The 21,234-nt window shown below is 69.5% G+C and carries 16 protein-coding genes and 1 pseudogene; 8 read left to right on the forward strand and 9 right to left on the reverse strand.

Going from position 1 to position 21,234, the window contains the following annotated elements; all coding sequences use genetic code 11:
* The first annotated feature begins 181 nt into the window (after positions 1–181).
* The 3 genes from ACFVTF_RS04515 to ACFVTF_RS04525 are packed head-to-tail and all read left to right on the forward strand — an operon-like array spanning position 182 to position 3,269.
* Positions 182–1,267, forward strand: a complete 1,086-nt coding sequence (locus ACFVTF_RS04515; protein WP_387808875.1) for a bifunctional DNA primase/polymerase — start codon at positions 182–184, stop codon at positions 1,265–1,267.
* The gene (locus ACFVTF_RS04520; RefSeq protein WP_331745002.1) at positions 1,264–2,868 is read left to right on the forward strand and encodes a phage/plasmid primase, P4 family; all 1,605 of its coding nucleotides are present in this window, start codon (positions 1,264–1,266) and stop codon (positions 2,866–2,868) included. Before ACFVTF_RS04515 ends, ACFVTF_RS04520 begins: the two co-directional genes overlap by 4 nt.
* Positions 2,865–3,269, forward strand: a complete 405-nt coding sequence (locus ACFVTF_RS04525; protein ID WP_063352543.1) for a DUF6009 family protein — start codon at positions 2,865–2,867, stop codon at positions 3,267–3,269. Before ACFVTF_RS04520 ends, ACFVTF_RS04525 begins: the two co-directional genes overlap by 4 nt.
* Before the next feature lie 66 nt (positions 3,270–3,335).
* Here ACFVTF_RS04525 and ACFVTF_RS04530 read toward each other — a convergent pair whose 3' ends face one another.
* The 3 genes and pseudogenes from ACFVTF_RS04530 to ACFVTF_RS04540 form a co-directional block, all read right to left on the reverse strand.
* On the reverse strand, positions 3,336–3,899 hold the full coding sequence (locus tag ACFVTF_RS04530) for a hypothetical protein (protein ID WP_387808878.1): 564 nt from the start codon (positions 3,897–3,899) through the stop codon (positions 3,336–3,338).
* A gap of 200 nt (positions 3,900–4,099) precedes the next feature.
* Positions 4,100–4,366 (reverse strand): hypothetical protein, encoded by a 267-nt coding sequence (locus ACFVTF_RS04535; protein WP_387809612.1) that lies wholly within the window; start codon positions 4,364–4,366, stop codon positions 4,100–4,102.
* A gap of 319 nt (positions 4,367–4,685) precedes the next feature.
* Positions 4,686–5,057 (reverse strand): annotated as a pseudogene (locus ACFVTF_RS04540) (hypothetical protein); the annotation flags it as partial.
* A gap of 3,159 nt (positions 5,058–8,216) precedes the next feature.
* Between ACFVTF_RS04540 and ACFVTF_RS04545 the strand changes: the two are divergent.
* Positions 8,217–8,498 carry a hypothetical protein gene (locus tag ACFVTF_RS04545; RefSeq protein WP_387808881.1) on the forward strand — a complete coding sequence of 94 codons (282 nt, stop codon included), beginning with the start codon at positions 8,217–8,219 and terminating at the stop codon, positions 8,496–8,498.
* A gap of 2,910 nt (positions 8,499–11,408) precedes the next feature.
* Here the strand turns inward: ACFVTF_RS04545 and ACFVTF_RS04550 are convergent.
* From ACFVTF_RS04550 to ACFVTF_RS04565, 4 genes are all read right to left on the reverse strand, one after another.
* On the reverse strand, positions 11,409–12,701 hold the full coding sequence (locus ACFVTF_RS04550; protein WP_387808884.1) for an MFS transporter: 1,293 nt from the start codon (positions 12,699–12,701) through the stop codon (positions 11,409–11,411).
* A gap of 110 nt (positions 12,702–12,811) precedes the next feature.
* On the reverse strand, positions 12,812–13,405 hold the full coding sequence (locus ACFVTF_RS04555) for an ArsR/SmtB family transcription factor (protein WP_387808887.1): 594 nt from the start codon (positions 13,403–13,405) through the stop codon (positions 12,812–12,814).
* Positions 13,406–13,627: 222 nt separating this feature from the next.
* Positions 13,628–13,966 (reverse strand): hypothetical protein, encoded by a 339-nt coding sequence (locus tag ACFVTF_RS04560; protein ID WP_387808890.1) that lies wholly within the window; start codon positions 13,964–13,966, stop codon positions 13,628–13,630.
* A gap of 186 nt (positions 13,967–14,152) precedes the next feature.
* Positions 14,153–14,764, reverse strand: coding sequence for a TetR/AcrR family transcriptional regulator (locus tag ACFVTF_RS04565; protein ID WP_387808892.1), 612 nt, complete (start codon positions 14,762–14,764; stop codon positions 14,153–14,155).
* Between the two features lie 248 nt (positions 14,765–15,012).
* Between ACFVTF_RS04565 and ACFVTF_RS04570 the strand changes: the two genes are divergently transcribed.
* From ACFVTF_RS04570 to ACFVTF_RS04580, 3 genes are all read left to right on the forward strand, one after another.
* On the forward strand, positions 15,013–15,963 hold the full coding sequence (locus ACFVTF_RS04570; RefSeq protein WP_387808895.1) for an alpha/beta fold hydrolase: 951 nt from the start codon (positions 15,013–15,015) through the stop codon (positions 15,961–15,963).
* 655 nt (positions 15,964–16,618) lie between these two features.
* Positions 16,619–17,257 carry a ParA family protein gene (locus ACFVTF_RS04575; protein ID WP_331744983.1) on the forward strand — a complete coding sequence of 213 codons (639 nt, stop codon included), beginning with the start codon at positions 16,619–16,621 and terminating at the stop codon, positions 17,255–17,257.
* Positions 17,257–18,561 (forward strand): ParB/RepB/Spo0J family partition protein, encoded by a 1,305-nt coding sequence (locus ACFVTF_RS04580; RefSeq protein WP_387808898.1) that lies wholly within the window; start codon positions 17,257–17,259, stop codon positions 18,559–18,561. Before ACFVTF_RS04575 ends, ACFVTF_RS04580 begins: the two co-directional genes overlap by 1 nt.
* A gap of 115 nt (positions 18,562–18,676) precedes the next feature.
* Here the strand turns inward: ACFVTF_RS04580 and ACFVTF_RS04585 are convergent, their stop codons facing one another.
* Entirely contained in the window at positions 18,677–19,357 is a 681-nt protein-coding gene (locus tag ACFVTF_RS04585) for a hypothetical protein (protein ID WP_387808901.1), read from the reverse strand.
* 151 nt (positions 19,358–19,508) lie between these two features.
* Complete coding sequence (gene sigJ / locus ACFVTF_RS04590) at positions 19,509–20,525, reverse strand: RNA polymerase sigma factor SigJ (RefSeq protein WP_387808904.1); 1,017 nt, start codon at positions 20,523–20,525, stop codon at positions 19,509–19,511.
* Positions 20,526–20,693: 168 nt separating this feature from the next.
* Between sigJ and ACFVTF_RS04595 the strand changes: the two genes are divergently transcribed.
* On the forward strand, positions 20,694–21,101 hold the full coding sequence (locus ACFVTF_RS04595) for a hypothetical protein (RefSeq protein ID WP_387808906.1): 408 nt from the start codon (positions 20,694–20,696) through the stop codon (positions 21,099–21,101).
* The last annotated feature ends 133 nt before the right edge of the window (positions 21,102–21,234 follow it).

A 21,234-nucleotide genomic window follows, 5' to 3' on the forward strand; every position in this document is an offset into this window, starting at 1 on the left:
CCACGTCCTCGCTCGGATAGTCTGTGTGAGCTATCTTCTGGACTTCGGTCGCTTCAGTCGCTGATCCGGCGCCCACCAGTGCCCTGACCTGGCTATTTGCCCTCAGCGACTGAACGAGCGACTCAAGTCCGAGCAGCTACCAACCATGGGGAGAGGGACCAGCGTGACGGCGCCTAAGGCCGTGGGGAGCGACCGAGCGTTTCGCCAGCCGGATGCGCTGGCCGTTGCGCGCTGGTGCGCCGTCCAGGGTTGGCCCGTCCACCCGCTCGCACCAGGTCGCAAGACCCCGCCCGCCAACTGCCAGCCCTGCCAGGAGCCGGCCCACAGTCCCGCCGACTGCCCGTGCCCTGCGGCCGGTCGCTGGTGCCACGGCTTCCACGCGGCCACTCTCGACCAGGACGTCCTCACCGCTTGGTGGCGCGTCAATCCGGACTTCGGTACCGGGGTCGCCTGTGGCCCTGCGGGTCTCGTCGTCATCGATGTCGACAGCCACCCCAGCACCGTCCCTGCGCGGGACCGGATCCTCCCCGGGATCCCGATCCACGAGAACGTCAACCTCGACGGCCTGGAGAACGGGTACCACACCCTCGCTCTGCTCGCGGCCCTGCGCCAGGCTCCTGATCCTGCGACGGACACGGAAACCCTGCGCGTGCGCACCCCCTCCGGTGGCCTGCACATCTGGTACCAGGAGGACGCTCCCCGCAGGTTCGCCTGCTCCACGGGCTCCTCCAACGGTCGGGCCCTGGCCTGGCAGGTCGACGTGCGCGCCCACGGCGGCTACATCGTGGCCCCCGGCACCGTGACCACCGCCGGTACCTACACCGCGCTCCCCGGGGCGAGGACCCCCGCGCCCCTGCCCCAGTGGCTCAGCGACGAACTCGTCCGCACCGGCCACCTCAAGGACCAGCCCAGCACCCCGAGCCCCTCCCAGCCGTCCGTCCCCGACCGCGGCCGTGCGGCCGTCGTCGCGGCAGGCGGCGGCAAGCGCGGGGCCGAGCGAGTCCTCGACACCGTCCTCCATGACGTCACCGACTGTGCCACTACCCCCGAGGGCGCCGGTTTCACCGGCAAACTCAACCGCGCCGCCTACACGATGGGAGGCCTGGTCTCCGCCGGTCACCTGACCCACACCGCCGCCGAGCGGCTCCTGCTGGACGCGGCCCACACCGCCCGCCCCAGCCAGGACAGGCAAAGCTCCGCCGTCATCCGCTCCGGCCTCGCCGCCGGCGCCCGACAGCCCCTGCACGTCGGGAAGGCACGCGGATGAACGACAGCACCCGCAAGAGGACGGTCTTCGATCCCGTGGCCACGGCCCAGCAGATCCTGGAGTACCCGCCGGTCCCCGGCCCAGCCTCCCCACCCCCCTGGCACGGCACCCCCGTCCAGGAAAGCCTTCTCGACACCCCGTCCGCCGAACCCGCGCCGGCCCCCGAGCCTGTTCAGGAGACCAAGCAGGCCCCGGCGGGTCCGGAGGCGAGCGCGCATGGTCTCCTGCCCGACTCGCTGTCCGACCGGGGCAACGCCAAGCTCTTCGTCCACCTCTACGGAGGCGACTACCGCCACGTCCCCGGCCTCGGCTGGTACCGCTGGTCGGCGCACCGCTGGCAGCTCGACGAGGACGACACCGTCCTGTGGGCCGCCGGCGAGATGGCCGAGAGCATCGCCACCCACGACTCCCGCGGCGTCTACACCAACACCGATCTGCGTCGGCACCGCCGCCGGGCCCTCTCCACCTCGGGCATGAACGCCATGCTCGCCCAGGCGAAGTCCGCCCCGGGCATGGTCCTCAACGCCGCCCTCCTGGACGCCGACGCCTACGCCCTGTGCACCCCCGGCGGCGTGGTCGACCTGCGCACCGGCGCCATCGTCCCGCCCGACCCGAAGGTCCACCACCACTCCCGCTCCACCACCCTGGCCCCCGCCCGGATGCGGACCCCGCGCTGGGACCGCTTCCTCACCGACACCTTCGGCGACGACAAGGAAGGCCGGCAGACCCGCGACTTCCTGCACCTGCTGCTCGGCTACTCGATCAGCGGCGACGTCGGCGCCCAGGTCATGCCGTTCCTCTACGGCCAGGGCAAGAACGGCAAGAGCGTCCTGCTGGACGTCATGATCCAACTGCTCGGCGACTACGCGGACGCCGCCCCACCCGGCTTCCTGATGGCCAAGACCTTCGACGGGCACCCCACCGACCTCGCCGAACTCCACGGCCGACGCATCATCGTCTGCTCCGAGCTCAAGCCCGGCGACCGCTTCGACGAGGCCCGGGTGAAGCTCCTCACCGGCGGCGACAAGATCAAGGCCCGCCGGATGCGCCAGGACTTCTTCTCCTTCGAACCGACCCACAAGCTCTGGCTGCTCGGCAACCACCGCCCCGAGGTCGGCACCGGCGGCTTCGCCTTCTGGCGCCGCATGCGCCTGATCCCGTTCGAACGGGTCGTCCCCGAGGAACGTAAGATCGACAACCTGGCCCACGTCCTCGTCGCCGAGGAGGGCCCCGGTATCCTCGCCTGGCTCATCGACGGCGCCCGCCGCTACTTCGCCGGCGAGAAGGACCTCGCCGGCCCCCAGCGCGTCCAGGTCGCCACCACCGCCTACGCCGAGACCGAGGACCACGTGGGCCGCTTCCTCAAGGAGGCCTGCATCACAGGCGAGGGCATGCGCGCCGAACAGTCCCAGCTCTTCGGCGCGTACACCCGCTGGTGCGGATTCGAAGGCGCCAATCCCGTATCCGGTCGTGCGTTCGCTGCACGAGTTCGCGAGACACTGGGTATGACCTCCCCCAAGGAGATGGTCCTGTCCAACAGTCGCAAGTACTACCCGGGCATCGGCCTGATCACCGACGACACAGAGGAGCAGAACGCGTGAGCGCGCTGATCGACCCGGCCGAGCTCGCCCACGAAACCGATCTCGTCTGGCTTGAGGACACCACCGACCTCGACTACGTGCGCCAGTCCCTGGACCGCCTCACCACCCGCCGCGGCCGCCCCGCCTACCACCGCGACGGCCGCATGGTCGGCTACGCCATCCTCGGCCCCGACGCCAGGTCCTCCCGGGCCTCCGGCACCTTCCGTCGACGCGTCTTCTGGCTCCTGCCGCACGACCGCGACCAGGACCCCGAGGGCCTCTACTCCACCGGCGCCCCCTCCGAGGCCGTCGACCCGCGCACCGTCGCCCCCGGCGTCAAGGGGTACAAGACCGAGCGCTCCGAGGGCGGACCGGCCTCACCGGCGATGCTCGAACTGGGGATAACGCTTCCGAAGGCGTGACCGTATCGGCGTGGGTGCACTCGCACCCACGCCGTTCTGCTCAGACGACTGCTTTTCGTCCGGCGGTTACGGCTCGGCGTCCGGGCGGCGCTTCTCCTCGAAGAGGGCCGGCTGCCCCGCCAGGAGGCTGTCCAGGAACCGGCCGTGCTGCGGGGGCGTGCGGTCCGGGTGTTCCATGGCCGGGGTGAGAGCCTGTGGAATCTCGGCCTGCGGAACCTCGGTCTTCGGAGCCTCGGTCCGCGGGTCTTCCGCCCGCGGCTTTTCGGCTTGCGGCGTTTGGATCCGTAGGGTTTCGCTCTGGAGGACTCGGGCCCGGAGGACTTGGGTCTGCGGGACCTCGACCTGGCGGACCCGCCCGGCGCCCAGGACGCCGAGCGCCTCGGCGAGGCAGGTCATCGCCTGACCAGTCTCGGCCTCCCGCTCCCCCGGCCTCTCCCCCGCGCCGATCTCGTTCTCCACCTGGGCGCGGCCGCGCGGCGACGTATGTGCCTTCGTGGCTCTCGCTGCCTTCGTACCGCCCCGGCCGGCCATCGCCGCCCCCGTGCGCGACGCGGCGGACTCCTTCCGAAGCCGGTCGACCTCCGTCTCCAGTGCCGCCAGGCGCATCCGCAGGTCGTCGAGCTCGCTCATGCTCCCCCTCGTTCAGGACCGTCCCCGGCCTCCCACGGCCGTTGACGTGCCGCTTCAGCCTAACCGGGCGCTCCCGGGCCGTCGCCCCCGGCTACGGACTTGGCCACGGGCATGCCAGTTCGTTCGACGACCATGCGTTCGCCAAAGGCGACGGCTGGGGATCGGGAGCGGCCGCTGAAACCGCGCGGCCGTTGGGGGCCTCACCGGATTGCGGCTCCGGGCAGTCCGCAGAGGTCGAGCAACTCGTGGAGGTGGTCAGCTGTCAGGTTGGGGTTGGCTGCGGCTCCTTCCGCGTGCTCCGGGTCGTTCAGCAGAGCCGAGAGCAGGTTGAGAGGAAGACGCGGATTGGCTGCCGCGGCTTGACGGACGAGGGGTTCGGGGTCGGCGAGCAGGTGGACGGGCGGCTGGGCCAGGCCGGCGTCGGAGGCGGCCAGGGCGCGGACGTCCGGGTCGTCGTGGTCGAGCAAGTGGTCCAGTCCGGTGCGGGGCAGACGGGGCAGCGTGAGCAGGTAGGGCCGCTGGCGTGGTGCGGCGATGAAGGCGTCGAGAACTCGTGCGGGCGGTGCCAGCGGGTGGTCGAGGATTCGCAGACGCGGCGCACGCTTCGTACCAGGTCGTCCCCGGCTCGACGAACATCTCGCCGACTGCGCCGACGTTCTCGACGGCGTGCCCGTAGACCCGGTCGATGGCGGCGCGCTGCGGCCAGGTCCGCGGCAACGGGTGCAGCAGGGCCCGGGCCCGTACGGCGCTGTCCGGGTCCTGGGCCAGTTCCGCCAGAAGCGGCGGGTCCAGATCAGCTCGGGCAGCCACCTGCTCGCGTACGTTCGGATCGGGGTCGTGGGCGAGGCGGGTGACGATGTCGCCGGGCGTGTGGGGGTTGCGGGCAAGAGACCACAGGTCGCGCCGTTCGGCGAGACACTGCTCGGCCACGGAGTGGGAGACGGCGTAGTTGATGAGCAGAAGGTTGCGAGCATGGCAGTCACGTTCCGGCAGCTTCGCTTCCATCGCCGCTGGGTCCAGGATCCGGCTGTGGTCACGAGCGACCTCCGAGACGGTGGGATCCGGGTCGGCCAGGAGCGCGTCGCGCTGGCCCGGAGTCAGCCACAACCACAGGCTGGTGGCCTGGGCCCGAAGCACGGGGTTCGGGTGGTCGAGCATCCCACGGTGGAACGAGGCAGGGATCTGCCCGGAGAACGCCAGCTCCTGCCGGATCTCGTCCGTGCTGAGCAACTGGTCCCGGCGGTGTTCGTCGCGGGCGGTCAGCAGGATTTCCAGGACGTCGTCGGGCAGCGGCTCGGCCCTGTCCAGACGCGGGCGCGGGCCTGAGGCAAGGCTCGCGCGGACGAAGGCATCGGGGTCGTCGACCAGCTGGCCGCGCTGTTCGGGAGCGGCGTGCCGGTTGCGGGCGAATGCGCGGCGGACCGTCTGCGCGGGGTGTGCGAGCACCGCCTCGACGACCTCGGGGGGAAGAGCGCGTTCCTGACAGAGGGCCGTCCAGGCGGCGCAGCCAGGTTGGCCGCGACGCCTCGCAGCCACGGTTCCGCGAGAAGAGATGAGGACATCGGGACATTGTGGCAGTGGGTACGGCACCGGGTCGACGGGTTCGCCGAACCTGATGGCCAACCGAATCGAAGCCGCCGACCTTGGTCGACCAGTTGCTGTCTCCTGAATTTTCTGCGGAAAATTCGGGGGACAGTGAGCGGGTGGGGCCGACGCGTCATCTGGATCGGGCTGCCGCTCCCCCGCTGGCTCAGCTATCCCCGCTGAATTTTCTGCGGAAAATTCTGCGCGCTAGGACTGGCCGCTGGGGAAGCGGTGGCCCGCTGGCGGACCTTCGGTCGTGCTGCGGCCGCGGTGGATCAGGTCGACTGACACGGCCTGGGGCGGTCGTTCCCGACGTCGGGGGCGAGGCCGGGGCTCGTGGTGAGTCGGGTTCTCTGCGACTCCCCCGCGCTCGTCCCCCGGTTCGGGCCGTGCTGTGCCGTCGCTTGCTACTCGCGCTGGCGGTAAGTCAGCTGAGCAATCGGCGGGCCGTCCCGGTGTCCTTTCTGGGGGCCGTCGAATTTTCTGCGGAAAATTTCGCGGCGTGGTTCAGCACTTCGGCTGTCTGGTCCACGGCGGTCTGAAGGGATCGGCACCCGGCCGGCTGGCCAACGATCCTGCGGGCGGTCCCGGTCACACCGCGCTGGTGCTGGCTCCGGCTGAGGGTTCCAGCATCCGCGTGCGGTTGTGGTGGGGCTCAGCTGTGTGTGGGGGAGCTGTTGGTTTGGCAGGGAGGGAGCGGGATTCTGTCCCGGCCTGGAGGTGGCTGAGCGATTTTCCGCAGAAAATTCTCCATGCCCTGGGCAGCCACGGGGCAGCAGCTTCTGCCGTTTCTTGCGCTGGCGGGGGATGGTCGGCAGGGCAGCTGTGTGCGCTGGCTGGCATCGGACTCATGGATTCGCGCGCTCTGCCGCTGGCGCAGCATGGCGGACACACGCCGTTGGGGGTAGGTCCGGACGGCGTGTGACGTCATCTCGGGGAGCCGGTCAATCCCCCCGAGACGTCCCAGTGCCCCCTCTGAGAGCCCCGAATTTTCTGCGGAAAATTTCGCGACCCGGTTCGAGAACCTAGCTGTCTGGCCCCGGCGATCCGAAGAGAGCGGCACCCGGCCAGCTGGCGAACGACCCTGGGGCGGTCCCGGTCACATCGTGCTGCTGCCTTTCCCGGTGGAGATTCTCAGCATCGGCGTGCGATTGTGGCGGGGCTGAGCTGTCGGAGCTGTCGGTCCGGCGGGGGAGGAAGCGGGATTCTGTCCCGACCTGGACGGGCGCGGTTGAGGATGGATGGGTGTCATCCTGGCAACGCCTGCCGTCGTCGCCTGCCAGAACCAGTGCGATGGACACTTCTATACGCGGTATGGGTCGGCGGGCAATCGCCGCGAAGCGAGCTCGGCGCGGACGATTTTCCGCAGAAAATTCTCCACGCGTAGGGCAGCTGCGGGGCAGCAGCTTCGGCCGCTTTTTGCCCCGGCGGGGGATGGTCGGCAGGGCAGCTGTGTGCGCTGGCTGGCATCGGGCTCATGAATTCGCGCGCGCTCTGCCGCTGGCGCAGCATGCTGGGCGCACGCTGTTGGAGTGGGTCCAGACGGTGTGTGACGTCATCTCGGGGAACCTGTCAGTCCCCCGCGCTGTCCCGCTGTCCTCTCTGAGACCCCCGAATTTTCTGCGGAAAATTTCGTGACGCGGCTCAGCAGTCCAGCCTCCTGGTCCACCGCGATCCGAAGAGAGGGGCACTCGGCCGGCTTGCGAATGACCCTGGGGGTGAGCCCGGGTAGACCGTGTCGGTCCTTTTCGGCGGAGCCGTACCATCGGCCCGCAGTCGTGATGGGGACTCAGTCATGTGTGGGGGAGTCGCTGAGGCGACTGATACAGCCCGAAGTAGATGGCGCGTCTGTGTTGGCAGGCAGGCGATCGTTGCGCAGCGAGCCCCGGACAACGCGTCGCGTCCTCAGGGGAAGCCCAGCCGTTCCCCGGGCTGCCCCAGTGCTCTTCCCGAGATCCGCCGAATTTTCTGCGGAAAATTTCTCAGCGTGGTCCACCGCAGTCCGAAGCGAGTGGCACTCGGCCGGCTGGTGAACGACCCTGCGGCTTGCCCGGCCGGACCGTGTAGGGCGGGCCGGTGGAGCTGCGTCATTGGCCTGCGGTTGCGACGGGAGCTCAGTCGTATGCGGGGGAGTCGCTGAGGCGACTGATCCAGCATGGAGGAAACGGCGCGTCTACCTCGGACTGGATGGGTGTGGCCCACGATGAATGTTCGTCATCGTGGCAGTGTCCATCGGCGTCGCTTACCAGAACCGGTGCCGTATGCGATCCTGCGCTCGGCATGGGCAGCCGGGTAGCCGTCGCGCAGCGAGCTCCCGACAGCACGACTGTGTCCGGAGCCAGGGGATCGCGGATCCGCGATTTTCCGCAGAAAATTCGACGGCGGTCGGGCAGGGGCAAGGCCGCCGTCGGTCTTCGCTTCGGTGGCGGAGAACCGCGTACGCGTCCTGCCACGGCCCGCGCTCTATGGCTCCCGGGCGAACCGCGCCGACCGGTGTAGGTGCGGCATCCGTCGCACCATCCTGGAGGCGATCTACCGGATCCGTAGCCGACAGAAGCTCGGCGCCGGCGACGGTCGTCGCCCAGGTCCGGCGAGGATGACTAGCGCGCTCAAGCAACACCGCGTGCGGCGGCGACGGGGTACGACGAGCTGGCTGTCCGCTACGAGGCAACCGAATTGATCGCAGCCCTGTACGAGTAGCTGCGAAATGCTCCCCGCTGCGATCATGTGGCGGTGAACGATGGACTGCCAGACGGCTGGACGATCGAGCGAGTGCGCTCCGCATCAGGGGATTTTGAAGCCGCCCTGCTCACCCTCGAACGGCTGGTCGTGGTGGAGGAGCATGGTCGCGCGGACTACGTCTCACTCCGACCCGACGTCATCCTGTCCTTCCACGGCCTGTGTCTCGTGCGAGCGGACGACGACTGGTACATGGGCGAGCTCGACTTCGACGGCTCAGTCATCTGCTGGGCCGCGTACGGTCCCGACTTGGGCGAAGCCATCCAGGGGTTGTGACGTATCAGGCGATCAGCTTGATCACTTTCACAACGTGCCTCAGCGGGGGAGAGGACCACCCCCATTCGCCGTGACAGGCGTTCCCCCGCAGGAGGTCGCAGGGGAGTCGAGGTGGCCGGCAGCTCTTGTGTCGCGAGGGTGGGTCGGTCGCTTGCTGGGACCGTGACACAGCGCTCGCGCCGGCCGGAGTCCTGTCTGCCTACCAGTCAGCCGACGGATTTTCCGCAGAAAATTCGAGGGCTTCGATGGGGGAGCAGCATCAGCATCCGGACCAGCCGACTGGCAAGCGCACGCTCACGTGCCACACAGCCACGGCCCGACTCGGGGTTCGGGTTCCGGCTCATTCAAGGGGCCTCCGTAGCACTGACCCATGCCGTCCGGGTTGGCTTGAGCCGAGCTTTTCCGCGACGGCTGGTCAGAGTTCTCGACGGACATCCATCGTGCCCACGGCAACGGCAATGGACGGTGCCAGCAACGGACGGTTCCGGGGACGGCCGATCCGTGGGTTCCGTCGAGGGACGCTGAGTTTTCCGCAGAAAATTCGATGAGCCATCGGCCAAGCGATGCTCTGGACATCCACAGCGGCGTCGAGTGTGCCACCTTCACGATCGAACCAGCAGCTCATATCCGGCCGGACCGATGGCCCGGGAAGTGCTTACCAGGGCAGAACCGCTACCTCCAGATCTCGACCGCACGGTTCGCACCTTGGAGAGGATCCGGCCAGTGGGGCGGTATGCCACAGCTGATGTCGGTCCTCGAACGCATCGGGGTCAAGGGGCCAGGTGCGGTCATCCGCGCACACTCTGTCGCTACCTGAGAAGGCACCAGATTCGAGCACGCCATTCCGGAGGGGCCGGATCAGCGGGCCACCGCCGACAGTGAGGCAGCCGAGGTGGCTGGCCTGCGGGCGTCGACAAGGAGATGTACAAGCGCCGGAACAACGTCGAGCGCGGTCAAATCGACTCGGTGTCCTCGATCCGACTGTGGCCCAGGTGGTGGGCCCGTTCGGTCAGGCTCGTCGTGATGCCGTTCCAATCCGGGCTGTGCAGCCACAGGTTCTGTGCCGTCCTCCCGCATCAGTGCCGGCTCGTCCGGCCGTGACAGAGGTACGGGCCGGTATGCCGCACTCCGTATCTGCACCGGCAGGCAGCCCCGTCAGTCGGCCGCAGGCACAGCGCCCTCAACATGGCGAGGACCGCATCCGCATCGGCGAAGGTCAGCTTCTCGACGAAGTAGTGCTAGTCGTAGTCGCTGAAGCGATGTCTCATGACGGGCTTTCCGACGGCGGCCGCAGCTTCGGCCAGCCTGGGGTTGGCGCCGACGGCCGGTACCTCGCTGCTGCCACGAACCCGGGCCCACCGTGAGGTGGAGGACTGGAGGGGAGGGGGAGCGGGTGAAGGCCCAACTTGCCAAGCTGCCGCAGCGAGCTGCGGTACGCCTGAGATCGAGTTGGCGGCCAGGAGGTGGCGGAGCCGGGAACGAGCTTCCGCCGGAAGGAGGAGCGGGCGAGACGTTCGGCACCCGTCCGGTGTGGGTGTGAGCGTGAGTGGCCTCTTCGAGGCCTCGGGAGCCGGCTCCTCAGCGCTCAGAGGCGATTTGCACGCCGCAGGCCACTTCACGTTCAATGGCCTGAACACAAAAGACATCAGAAGACCTGTTATAAACAAATCTCGGTACGGCCCTGTTTTCGGACGAGGTGGTGGTGGGCATGCCGACCCGCAGCCTTCCGACGGTGGCCGAGCGCGCCGGTATTTAGTTCGTATAAATAAGAGAAGAGGTGGTTCGGACTCGGTGGCCGAGGTGAGCCCCCGTCGACGGTCGAGGCTCGCGATGTGTCGGGTGATCAGCCCGACGAGTCCGGATGTGGGGGAGAGCGCGGGAGGCGGCCCCGGGGAGTGGCGGAGCGCTGGGCGCCTCGGGCGGACGGGAGCCCGGTGCGCGGGGATGACTCTCGCCCGCCGTGATGTCACGGGACTCTGGGATTCGGTGGCCGAGCCCTGGAACCTCATTGACGCCTGGCTGACGAAGAACGCATCAGCCAGCTTGTCCGAGTGTCGCCCGCCCGCATCGCCCGAAGCCGTCGGGCGCACCGAGGAACGGCTCGGGTTCGAGATCCCCGTCGATCTGTGCGAGTCGCTGCTGTGCCATGACGGAGACGACGCCTACCTCGCTGTCTTTCCGTGTGGCTCCCAGCAGCCCACGGAAAGGATCGTCGAGATCCGCACCATGCGGATGAGGATCTGGGACCCCGACGATCCGGACCGGCGAGACGACCCGTGGTGGGGGGGGGCATGGTGGGTCCCGCGCCGGCCGCTACGGCGACGAGCACTGCATCGCCGACCGGGCCCGACCTGTGGCATAACCGCCTGGGGAGGGCTGCCCATGATGACTCGGCCTACTCCGCCGGCTGGCCGAGCCTGGCCACCCGGATCTATGCCGTCGCCCAGGCGATGCTGCACCACGACGACCGCGATCACGTCGAGGCAGCCGAGTCGCCAAGTCGCTTTTTTATCAAGGTAGTTGAGCGATAGATCTCACCGAAGGAGCGGAACTCAGTTGAGCGGCAAGCCCTTTGTGGGAGCCCTACTCGGGCGTCGGGGACGCAGCACCCGAACTGGGCAGGCTGGTCTTCGGTGTTGTCCATTACCTGGTCGAGGAGTCCGGCATGTGGTGTGTCATCGCGACCCGTACGAGGCTTGCCGTGAGGGCCAGTTGCAGCTGTCTGGGCATCGGGCGCGAAATGACCTGGCGACTGCGGTGCCGGGCTGACCGAACTTCGCTGCCTGTGTGGGAAGTTCGGAGCCTGTCGGCTGGAAGTCGCCCACGAAATGGCTCCCGATAGCGGAGGCGGCCTTCGCGAAGCCGTCAACGGCGCAGCGGGTGACGCGAGTGGGGCGCTGCCCGGGGCGGTCACACCTGATGCCGTCGGGGCAGTTCAGCGTGCCGGACCGGGGTGGAGGCCAGAGCGAGGGCCGCGCCCAGACCGGCGACGGCGCCACAGCCGAGGAACACCGGTGCGGCGCCCCAGATGCCGATGGCCGCGCCGACCAGGGGGTAGCACAGGGGCGCGAGACCGACCATGGTGAGCATGACGACGGAGGTGACCCGGCCGAGATAGGCGGGGTCCACCGCGGCCTGGATGAGGGCGCTGTCCAGGGCGCCGGAGACACCCACGCTCAATCCGACAACTGCGGCCAGCACTGCGGCGGTCCACAGGGCCGGGACCAATGCCATGGCGGCCGCCCCCGTGCAGCCCACGAGCAGTGTCGCGGCCAACATCAGGCCCGCGCGCGGCAGCCATCCGACGACGGCGAGCAGCGCGGCGCTGACCGCTGCTCCGGCGCCGAAGGAGCCGACGATCCACCCGTAGCCGGAAGGCCCCCAGCCGCGTTCGGCGTTGAGCAGCACCATGCCGACGTTGAGGGTGCCGGTGAGGCCGAGTTCGCAGACGGCTCCGGCGGCGACGAGCGGGCCGATGAGGCGGTGGCGGCGGATGTAGCGCAGCCCGTCGAGGAGATCGGTGCGCGCGCTGCCGGGTTGTGGAGCGTCCTCGCCGCGTGCTCCGAGGGGACGTATTCGTACCGTCAGCAGGAGCGGCAGGGAGAGGGCGAAGAGCAGTCCGGCGGTGGCGAAGGCGGCGGCCGCACCGCCGAGGCCCATGGCGAGGCCGCCGATCGGCGGGCCCGCGATCTGGCCGAGGCGCATCGACAGGGAGCGCAGGCCGGTGACACGGGCCAGCTGGTCGGGACCGGTGATTCGCGGCGGGAGGGCCCCGACGCCGGGGACGAACAGCGCGTCCACGGCGCCGAAGACGAGCGCCACCGCGACCAGCACCCACAGGGCCGGCGCGGTCAGTGCGATGCCGGCGGCCACCGCGAGGATGAGCAGGCAGCGCAGGGCGTCGCTGCCGAGGATCACCCGGCGGGGGTCGGCCCGGTCGGCCAGCACACCCCCGCCGAGCATGAGTAATGCCCGCGGGAGCGCCCCGGCGGCCATGACGAGGCCAACCTCGGTCGGGCCGCCGGTCTTCTGGGCGGACCAGCCGAGGGCGACGAAGTACACGCTGTCGCCGACGAGCGAGGTGGTGTACGCGGCGAGCCAGCGCAGCACGTTGCCGTCGCGGAAGGCCGGGATGCCGGCGCGTTCGGGCGGGGCTGTCTCGGGCGGGGCTGTCTCGGGTGGTGCTGTCTCCGCAGCGGCCATGACGGGCTCCAGCAGGTCGGGACACATCCGTGTCAGGTGCGGGACGGGAAAGGGCGGGAAGGGACGGGAAGAGGCGGAAGGGGCAGCGACGGGCGTCAGGGGAGGCGGCGTCAGGGGCGGAAGGGGAAGCCGTAGAGGTGCACGGACACGTGCTCGCGGCCCTCGGTGTCGCCGGCTGCCTTGGCGGACTTGCCGCGCTCCCGCCAGCGTCGCCCCAGCGCCTCGAGTTCGCCGTTCAGCTCGGCGAGTTCGGCCGGGGTCAGGTCGAGCATCCACTCGGAGCTGAACGCGGAGTCCGTCCACACCTTGCCCCAGGCGGCGCCCTGGTCCAGGTACGCGCGGTACTGGGAGGCCCGGGTCTCGACGATGCCGCGGGTGACCGCGCCGACTGCGGCGGCCCCCTCGGGCGTGTCCGCGAAGTCCGAGTCCTGAAAGCCCCAGCCCTCCTCGGAGGCCACCTGCCACCACCGCTCGCGGCCGTCCGCACTGCGGCCGCTCGCCTCGGTCACGAAGCCGTGCTCGGCCAGCTTGCGCAGGTGGTAGCTGACCAACGACGGGGCCGCGTCGACCTGTTCGGCGAGCTGGGAGGCGGTCGCGGTGCCTGCGGCGTAGAGCAGCCGGTAGAGCTGCATCCGCAGCGGGTTCGTGAAGGCCTTCAGGCGGGACAGGTCGGTGATCTGGTCGGGTCTGCGCGCGGGTTGCATGCCTCGACCATAGGTCTGAAGGGAAAATTGCGCAATAAAGTTTTCAGATCTCCGGAGGGGTGATGCCGTCAGGGCACAGCTCGCTTCGGGGGCCGTCAGCCGACCATCCAGTCGGCGTGCACAGTTCGGCGATCTCGTAGTGGAAGCGCCGCGCGGGCCGTCGGCTGCGGCACGGGCATGGGGTATCGGCGCAGTTGGGGGAGGGGCCGGGGACGGACCCGGTCAGGCCAGCCAGCGCAGCACGGTCCAGGGGCCGGCGGGCAGGGGGGAGAAGACGAGCGTGGGCACCAGGAGCAGTCCGGCACTCACCCACCAGTAACGGCGGCCCCGTAGGCCGGTCAGCCTGCGGAGCCCGAGGTTGAGCAGCCACCACAGCAGGCCGAAGAACGTCCAGACGACGATGCCGGCCACCACCCACACCATCGGGCCGTCGTTCTCGGTGGGTTCGCGTTGCCCGAGCCCGAGCCAGACCAGTGGGTAGTTGAGGAAGAACACCATCGTGAACATCAGCGGGACCATGGCGGCGAACCCCAGCGCGACGTTGACCAGGACCGGGGCCACCCACGCCGCCCGCCTCGTCCGGGCCTCAGGCGCTGCGCAGGGGTGCATGGTGCTTCTCCAATGCCCGTTAGAGCTCGGTCAGTTCGACGTCGTGCTTGCCGTGCGGTCCGGTCCGTGACCGGGCCGTCGTAGCGTCGGGAAGTCGATGGCGGAGTGGATGGCTGTTGCATTCGTCCTGCGCGCTCGTCAGCCGCGGGTGGGGTTCTCGGGTGCTGCTCGGGTGAGGGTGTCGGCCACCGTGGTGCAGGCGAGCCGGGCTACGGAGCGCAGTTCGGCGTCGGGGGTGCCGGCCCGGCTCAGTACGGCCAGTGACTGGTTGACGGCGACGACGAATACGGCGAGTTCGTCGAGCGTCCGGGGGTCGGCGGAGGAGTCCGCCAGGGCCGTGCGTACCCGTTGGCGCTGTGCGTCGAGCAGGCCGCGCACCTGTGCGTTGTTCGCCTCCTTCAGCGTCGGCGACTGTGCGGCGGACTGGGCGATGAGGCACCCCGAGGGGACCGAAGGGTCGGCGATGCGGTCCAGGACGACGCCGAAGAACGCCTCGACCGCGCGCACCGGATCGCCGGGGTGCGCCGCGAGCGCCTGCTCGTACTGCGTGCCGTAGATCGACGCGTAGCGGTCGAGGCACTGGCCGAACAGGGCGTCCTTGTTGCCGAAGGCGCCGTAGAGGGAGCCGCGGCCCAGGCCGGTGGCCGAACCGAGGGCGTCGAGTGAGGCGTCGGCGTACCCGCGCTGCCAGAACACCTGCATGGCCTGGTCCAGTGCCGCGCTGATGTCGAACTGCTTCCGGCCGGACACGGTGTGCACCTCTTCTGCTTCTCTGCTGTCCCACGTCGTCGCGACGAGCCTACCCGCATCTTGGACCGATCGGTCAGCTCATCTTTGACTGATCAGTCCAAGATGGCTAGCGTGCAGGCAGGCGGTTCCCGGATCCGAAGGCTTGCCGGGGGCCGGCCGCTGGCCGCCGGCCGTCAGGCGCCCAGCCGGACCAGGCGGTTCCCGCCGTCTCGGCGAACCCGTCAACCCTGTGCCTCCGAAGGATGATCATGAATCTGTCGCCGACCCGCCCGCCCACGCCCGAAGGCCGCGGTTCCGTCTCCCAGGTGCCGAACCTCCCGGCCGGCTTCACCGACACGTTCACCAGTCGCTACGTCGACACCGGTGAACTGCGCCTGCACGCCGTCACCGGCGGCGAAGGGCCTGCGCTGCTGCTGGTCTCCGGCTGGCCCCAGACGTGGTACGCCTGGCGCCTCCTGATGCCGGCGCTGGCGCAGGACTTCCGGGTCGTCGCGGTCGACCCGCGCGGCGTCGGACTGTCCGACAAACCCCCGGGCGGGTACGACACCGGCACGCTCGCCCGCGACCTGGTGGCGCTGATGGACGCGCTCGGGCACCGGCGGTTCGCCCTGGTCGGCCACGACGTCGGGATGTGGACCGGTTACGCCCTGGCTGCGGACCACCCTGACCGGCTCGACCGCCTGGCCGTCGCCGAGGCCGCGATCCCGGGGCTGTCGCCCTCACCGCCACTCCTCGGCAGCCGGGAGGCCAACGACCGCCTCTGGCACTTCGCTTTCAACCGCCTCGCCGACGTCAACGAGCAGTTGGTCAGCGGACGCGAACACCTCTACTTCGGCCACCAGTTCGCCACGAAGTCCGCGAAGGCCCTGCCCGACTACGCCGTCCAGCACTACGTCGACACCCTCGCCGCCGACCCGGAAGCCCTGCGGGCCAGCTTCGAGTTCTACCGCGCACTCGACACGACCATCGCTCAGAACCAGGAGCGCAGGACCCGACGGCTGACCCTGCCCGTCCTGGCGATCGGAGGAGCGGAGAACCTGGGCGCCTCGGTCGGCGAGACGATGAAGCTCGCCGCCGACGACGTGCAGGGCCTCGTCCTCCCCGACTGCGGCCACTACCCGGCCGAGGAGGCCCCGCAGGCGGTGCTGGCCGCCCTGACCGCGTTCCTGACCCCGTACCGGGGCGGAGCGGGCGCCTAGGACGCCCTCACGGCCCGCGTCGGCCCCACAAAATCCCGACCTGCGAGGTCGACTCCGGGTACGTGGCCTCCACGATCGGTGCCCAGCTCGTCTCGAACGCCCGTCGGCAGGCGTCGGAAACTGATCGCTGTGACCACTGGGCGTTCTCCCCTGACCGGCCCCCGTGCTTGCGGGGAGGAGCTTCTTTCCGGTCCCGGCGGAGCGGTGCCGCCTTTGCCGTTTCTTGACCAGGGTCCGCGGTGCCGGATAGTGAACTGCGGTGATCTGTTGAACTGTCAGGAAACGGCAGCCCGGTGTTCCAATGCACCGGGGCTGCGTGTGGGCGCACTGCTGTTCGGGGCGGCCGGAGAAGGTGAATGCGTCCCGGCAGCGGCGCCGTCCCGACGCCGCTGTCCGTGCGTCACGCTCTCGTGCGATGGCGGGATTCGGGGCCGCGTCGCCGGGGATATCCGAGGGGTCCTCGGAAATCAGGGCTCGGAGAAACGGACATTGTGCTTCATGACACGCGGGTCGTGTCGGCATCAGGCCTGATCATCTGGAATGCTGTTCCAGTCCGCCGTCACCGGCTTTGATCGGCGGACATCCGCAGTACCGGGCAAGCGGCCCGGGAAGCCCACGGAGAGAACGGAACATCATGAAGCCATCTGTACTTGTCGTGTCCACTGACCCTCAGGGATCGGCCGTCGTCTGGGCGGAGCGGGTGGGAGACAACCTGCCCTTCGATTTCATGGCGGCGCACGACCAGGCCGATCAGCTGCTCCACCTCAAGAAGACCGGTGCCAAGGTCCACGTCATCGCCAACCAGAAGGGCGGCGTCGGCAAGACCACGACCACGGTCAACCTCGCGGCGTGCACCTTCGACGTCCTCGGCGAGAAGGACGAGTACGAGCACATCTTCATCGACACGCCGGGCACCCTGGCCGATGAGGAGATCCTGCGCAGTGCTCTGGAGATAGCGGATGACGTCCTGGTCCCGATGATCACCGAGCCGTTGTGCTTCGACCCGACGGCGCGGACGATCCAGAAGGTCATCGAGCCGATGGACATCCCCTTCCGGGTCGTCATCAACAACTGGGACCCCCGGGACGGCCGCGCCGACCTGGAGGACACCGAGGCGTACATCGCCGCGAAGGGGTGGCCGCGGGCCAAGACGGTCCTGCGGCGTTACAAGATCCACTCCCGGGCGGTGGCCGAGGGAACGGTCGTCACCCAGTACAAGGAGAGCGGCACCGCCTACCGGGCCCGCGAGGACTTCTTCCGGCTGTCCCTCGAGCTCGGATACGGGGGTCGCTGATGGCCGGCCGTCGTGTTTCCTTCGCCTCGATGGCGGCCGACCCGGTCGTCGACGCCCCCGGGGTGGTCAGCAACCAGGAGACTCCGGCCCGGTGGGTCCCCACGGGGCCGGACTCTCCGGCCCGGTGGATTCCCACCGCCAACTGCCTCCCCAACCCGCGCAACCCGCGTGACGACCTCGGCGACCTGTCGGACCTGGCGAGCATCAAGGACCGCCAGCTGCAGAGCTGCCTCGCCGTCACCCCGGACGCCTACCTCCGGCTCTGGCCGGAGGACGAGGGCCTGCTCGGTGCGGGCCCGCAGGACGTGGTGATCGTCAACGGCAACCGGCGCCGGGCCGCTGCCGCGCTGTACGGGCGCGAGCAGCTGCTCGTCGTCGTCGACGACTCGGTGGCGGACTCCAAGGCGACCCTGCTCCGTGCGGCGCTCGACGAGAACATGGCGCGCAAGGACTTCGACCCGATCGAGGAGGCCAACGCGGTCCTGCTCATCGTGGCGCAGTACGCCACCGCCAAGGAGGCCGCCGAGTCGGAGGGCTGGTCCCAGAGCTGGATCTCGCACCGCAAGAACCTGCTGAAGCTCCACCCCGAGCTGCAGCGGCAGGTGCGGGCCAAGGCGCGGGGCGAGGAGGGCATCTCCATCAACGTCGCCCGCCGTCTGGGATCGGTCAAGGGCATCGAGGCGATGGCCCTGGCCGAGCAGACGGAACAGCTGGAGCAGTTGCTCCAGGCCGACGCCGACGCCGTCGCGGCCAAGCGGGCGGCGAAGCTGGGGGCCCGGGCGGCGGCGGTTCAGGCCCCCACTGACGGGGCGACTCCTCAGGCCGCGCCGCAGCGACCCGTCGCGTCGGCGAGTGGGCCTGCGGAGAGTGCGACCGCGACCACGGCTGTGTCCACGGCCGCGTCCGAGGCCACCGTCACGCCGTCGCCGGCGGATCCGTCGACGGTGGAACCGTCGGCCTCGGCTACCCGGTCGAAGCCCGCCGGTTCCGGCGCGGGGGAGAGCACCAAGCCGGCTTCGAGCACGGAATCCGCTTCGAGCACGGAATCCGCTTCGAGTGCGGAGTCCACTCCGAGCGCCGAGCGATTTTCCGCGGAAAATTCCGAGCCTCTTCCGATGCCGGAACAGCGAGCCGAGGCCTCCCCGGCCGAGCAGTCGTCGGCCACTCCGTCCGCGGAGCTGGGCGATGTCGACTGGCACGACGTCGAGGAACTCGCCGACGCCATCTGCCGCACCCTCTCGGCCGACGAGGCCTACCGCCTCGCCGACGCCCTGGCCAACCGTCTGCTGACGACCAACAGCTGACGCGACCTCCGGTGCCCGCCCCGTCGTTCGTACGGGGCGGGCACCGGATCGGTTTCCCTCGCCGGTGCCTGGGGGAGGGAGGCGTGGACTTCCCCGGCCGGCCGAACGGCGTCGCTCACAGTCCGGCTTCGTACGTCCCGGGCGGCACGGGCGTCCGGTCGTACGGGAGGTAGCACCTCATGCGGTACGACAGCAGGTGCTGCACGAGGTCGCTCGCCAGGAACGGCTCCGCCCACTCCCACTGGGCGCCACCGCGGCAGGCGGTGCAGGCGGCGTCCCGGTGGCTGCGGCACACCGCGCCGCGGGCAACGTGCTGGGTGCGCATCTTGAGCCGGCCGGACAGCCAGATCTCCGTATGGGCCCTCGCCTTCTGCGGCTTGCAGCGCATCAGAACGCAAACCTCTTCGACGCTGAGCACCCGCAGGGCCACGCCCAGGCGGGCGTGCTGGCTGACCTGTGAGGTCGCCAGGCCGGGCAGGAGCTGCTCGATCAGGCTCGGCTCAAGCCGCTTGATGAGTTGGTAACTCGCTCTCTTGCTGTCATCTCCCTGGGGGAGATCGTGGATCAGCCAGATGAGCGGGCTGTAGACCACGCTGGTCGCTTTCCGGTTCGCCCGCAGGAGGCGCGCGGCGTCCTGGAAGTCCTGGCAGGACTTCTCGTCCTCAAGGTGCTCCAGGAGGTTGCGACGTGCCTCGGCGTACTTTCCGAACGGCCGGTATCCGTAGTCGACGACCTTGATCTTCGTCTCGGGAGCCGTCACCAGCTTCGCTGCTATCCAGGCCCACTCCGTCAGCATGGGACCGACCATAACCCAGGAGGGTGGTCCCGGAGGAGGCCTCGTCGCGGACCCGGACGGTGGCGGAGATCGGTTTCGGCCGCTCGAAAGTTCGCAGGGGGAAAGCATTTTGACGGTGTGTCGGTGAGTGCGTTCCCGTCGTGGCGTGCGGTCAGGTCTGTTCGTTCCCGGTCCACGCCCGGAGCTTTTCCGGGTTGCGGACGGCCCAGATGCGGCTGACGCGGCCGCCGCTGGTCTCGAACGCGGCCACGGTCACGGTGACGCCGCTGTGCTGGGCGACCAGGCCGGGGCAGCCGTTGACCGTCCGTTCCAGGAGCGTCAGGCCGGGGGCCTTTCCGGCGATGTGGATCAGGTACTGGGCGATGCTCCTGCCGCCTTCGACCGGGCGCAGGACAGCACCGACCAGGCCGCCGCCGTCGGCGGTCATCGTGGCGGCGGGGTCGAGGAGGGCGATGAGGGCCTCGATGTCCTTGGACTCCCAGGCCGCCTTGAAGTGCCGTACCAGAGTGGCTTGCGCGGCTTGCGCGGCTTGCGCGGCTTGCGTGGCCTGCGTGGCCTGTGTGGCCGTCGGAGCCGGTGGTGCTGCCGGAGCTGCCGCAGTCCGTGCGGCGCGGATGCGCCGACGGCCCGAGGACGCCAGCTGTCGGCAGGCCGCGGGCGTCCGGCCGACGATCTCGGCGACCTCGGCGAAGGGGTAGCGGAAGACGTCGTGCAGGACGAACGCGACGCGTTCGGCCGGCGTCATCGACTCCAGGACGACGAGGAAGGCCATGTTCACCGACTCGTCCAAGGTGATCCGGTCGGCGGGGTCGGCCGGCCCGGACCTGCCGGCGCCCACCTGCCCGCCGATCCACTCCGAACGGTCGGGCAGCGGTTCGGGTATCCAGGCGCCGACGTAGCGCTCGCGCCGGGCCCGCGCCGAGCCGAGCACGTCCAGGCAGACGCGGCCGGCCACCGTCGTCAGCCATGCGCCGGGTGACGCGACGGCCGCCTGCTGCTGCCGCGACATCGTGTACCAGCGGGTGTAGGTCTCCTGCACGGCGTCCTCGGCCTCGGACAGCGAACCGAGGAGCCGGTAGGCGAGATTGATGAGCCGGCGCCGCTCGCCGACGATCGTGCTCAGATCCGGCTCGGACCGGTCGTGCACTGACTCGGATGGGGTGCCCATGGTCGCTCCCTGGTTCTTCGTCGTCCGCTTCTGCTCTCACCCCTTCGACGAAACCCGGCACCGGACTGTGAGGTCGGCGCCGCACGTCACATTTCGCGGGCCTGCGTCGTCGGACTGCCGAGACCCTACCGATCCACCGCCGCGAGGCAGACGAGACGGGACGACATCATGGCCGTACAGACGACGACAGCACCGGGCAGGATCACGTTCCTGCGCGTCGCGATCGCCGCGCAGACCTCGGCGATCCTCTTCCAGGCGGTCACCGCCGGACTGCTGCTGTCCTCGTCCCACGGCGAGGTGCTGCACAGCGTCGGAGCGCGCGTGATGTACGGCGCGTCGATGCTGTACGTGCTCGCCGCGATCCTGGCGTGGCGGCCGGGCGGCGGGTCTCCCCGCCCCGTCCTGCACGCGGTGTGCTTCCTCGCACTCGCCTCGGTGCAGGTGGTCCTCGGCGTCGCGCACAAGCCGGCGTTCCACGTCCCCCTGGGCGTCCTGATGTTCAGCCTGAGCGTGCTGGCCTTGCGGCGGGCGCTGCCCGGCGCCTCTGGCACCGACCGGCTGCGACGCACGCTGTGACGCCCACCGAGCGACGATTGGCCGTAGCTGTATGGCTATTGCCTGAGGTGAATGATTGCCGGGGAACAATGATTCACACTGAAATCGGTGGATTGGGTGGCGGCTCGTCACGCTCGGTTTCTTGGGGGATTCT

It is taken from the genome of Kitasatospora sp. NPDC057940, from assembly GCF_042887425.1.
Taxonomy (GTDB): domain Bacteria; phylum Actinomycetota; class Actinomycetes; order Streptomycetales; family Streptomycetaceae; genus Kitasatospora.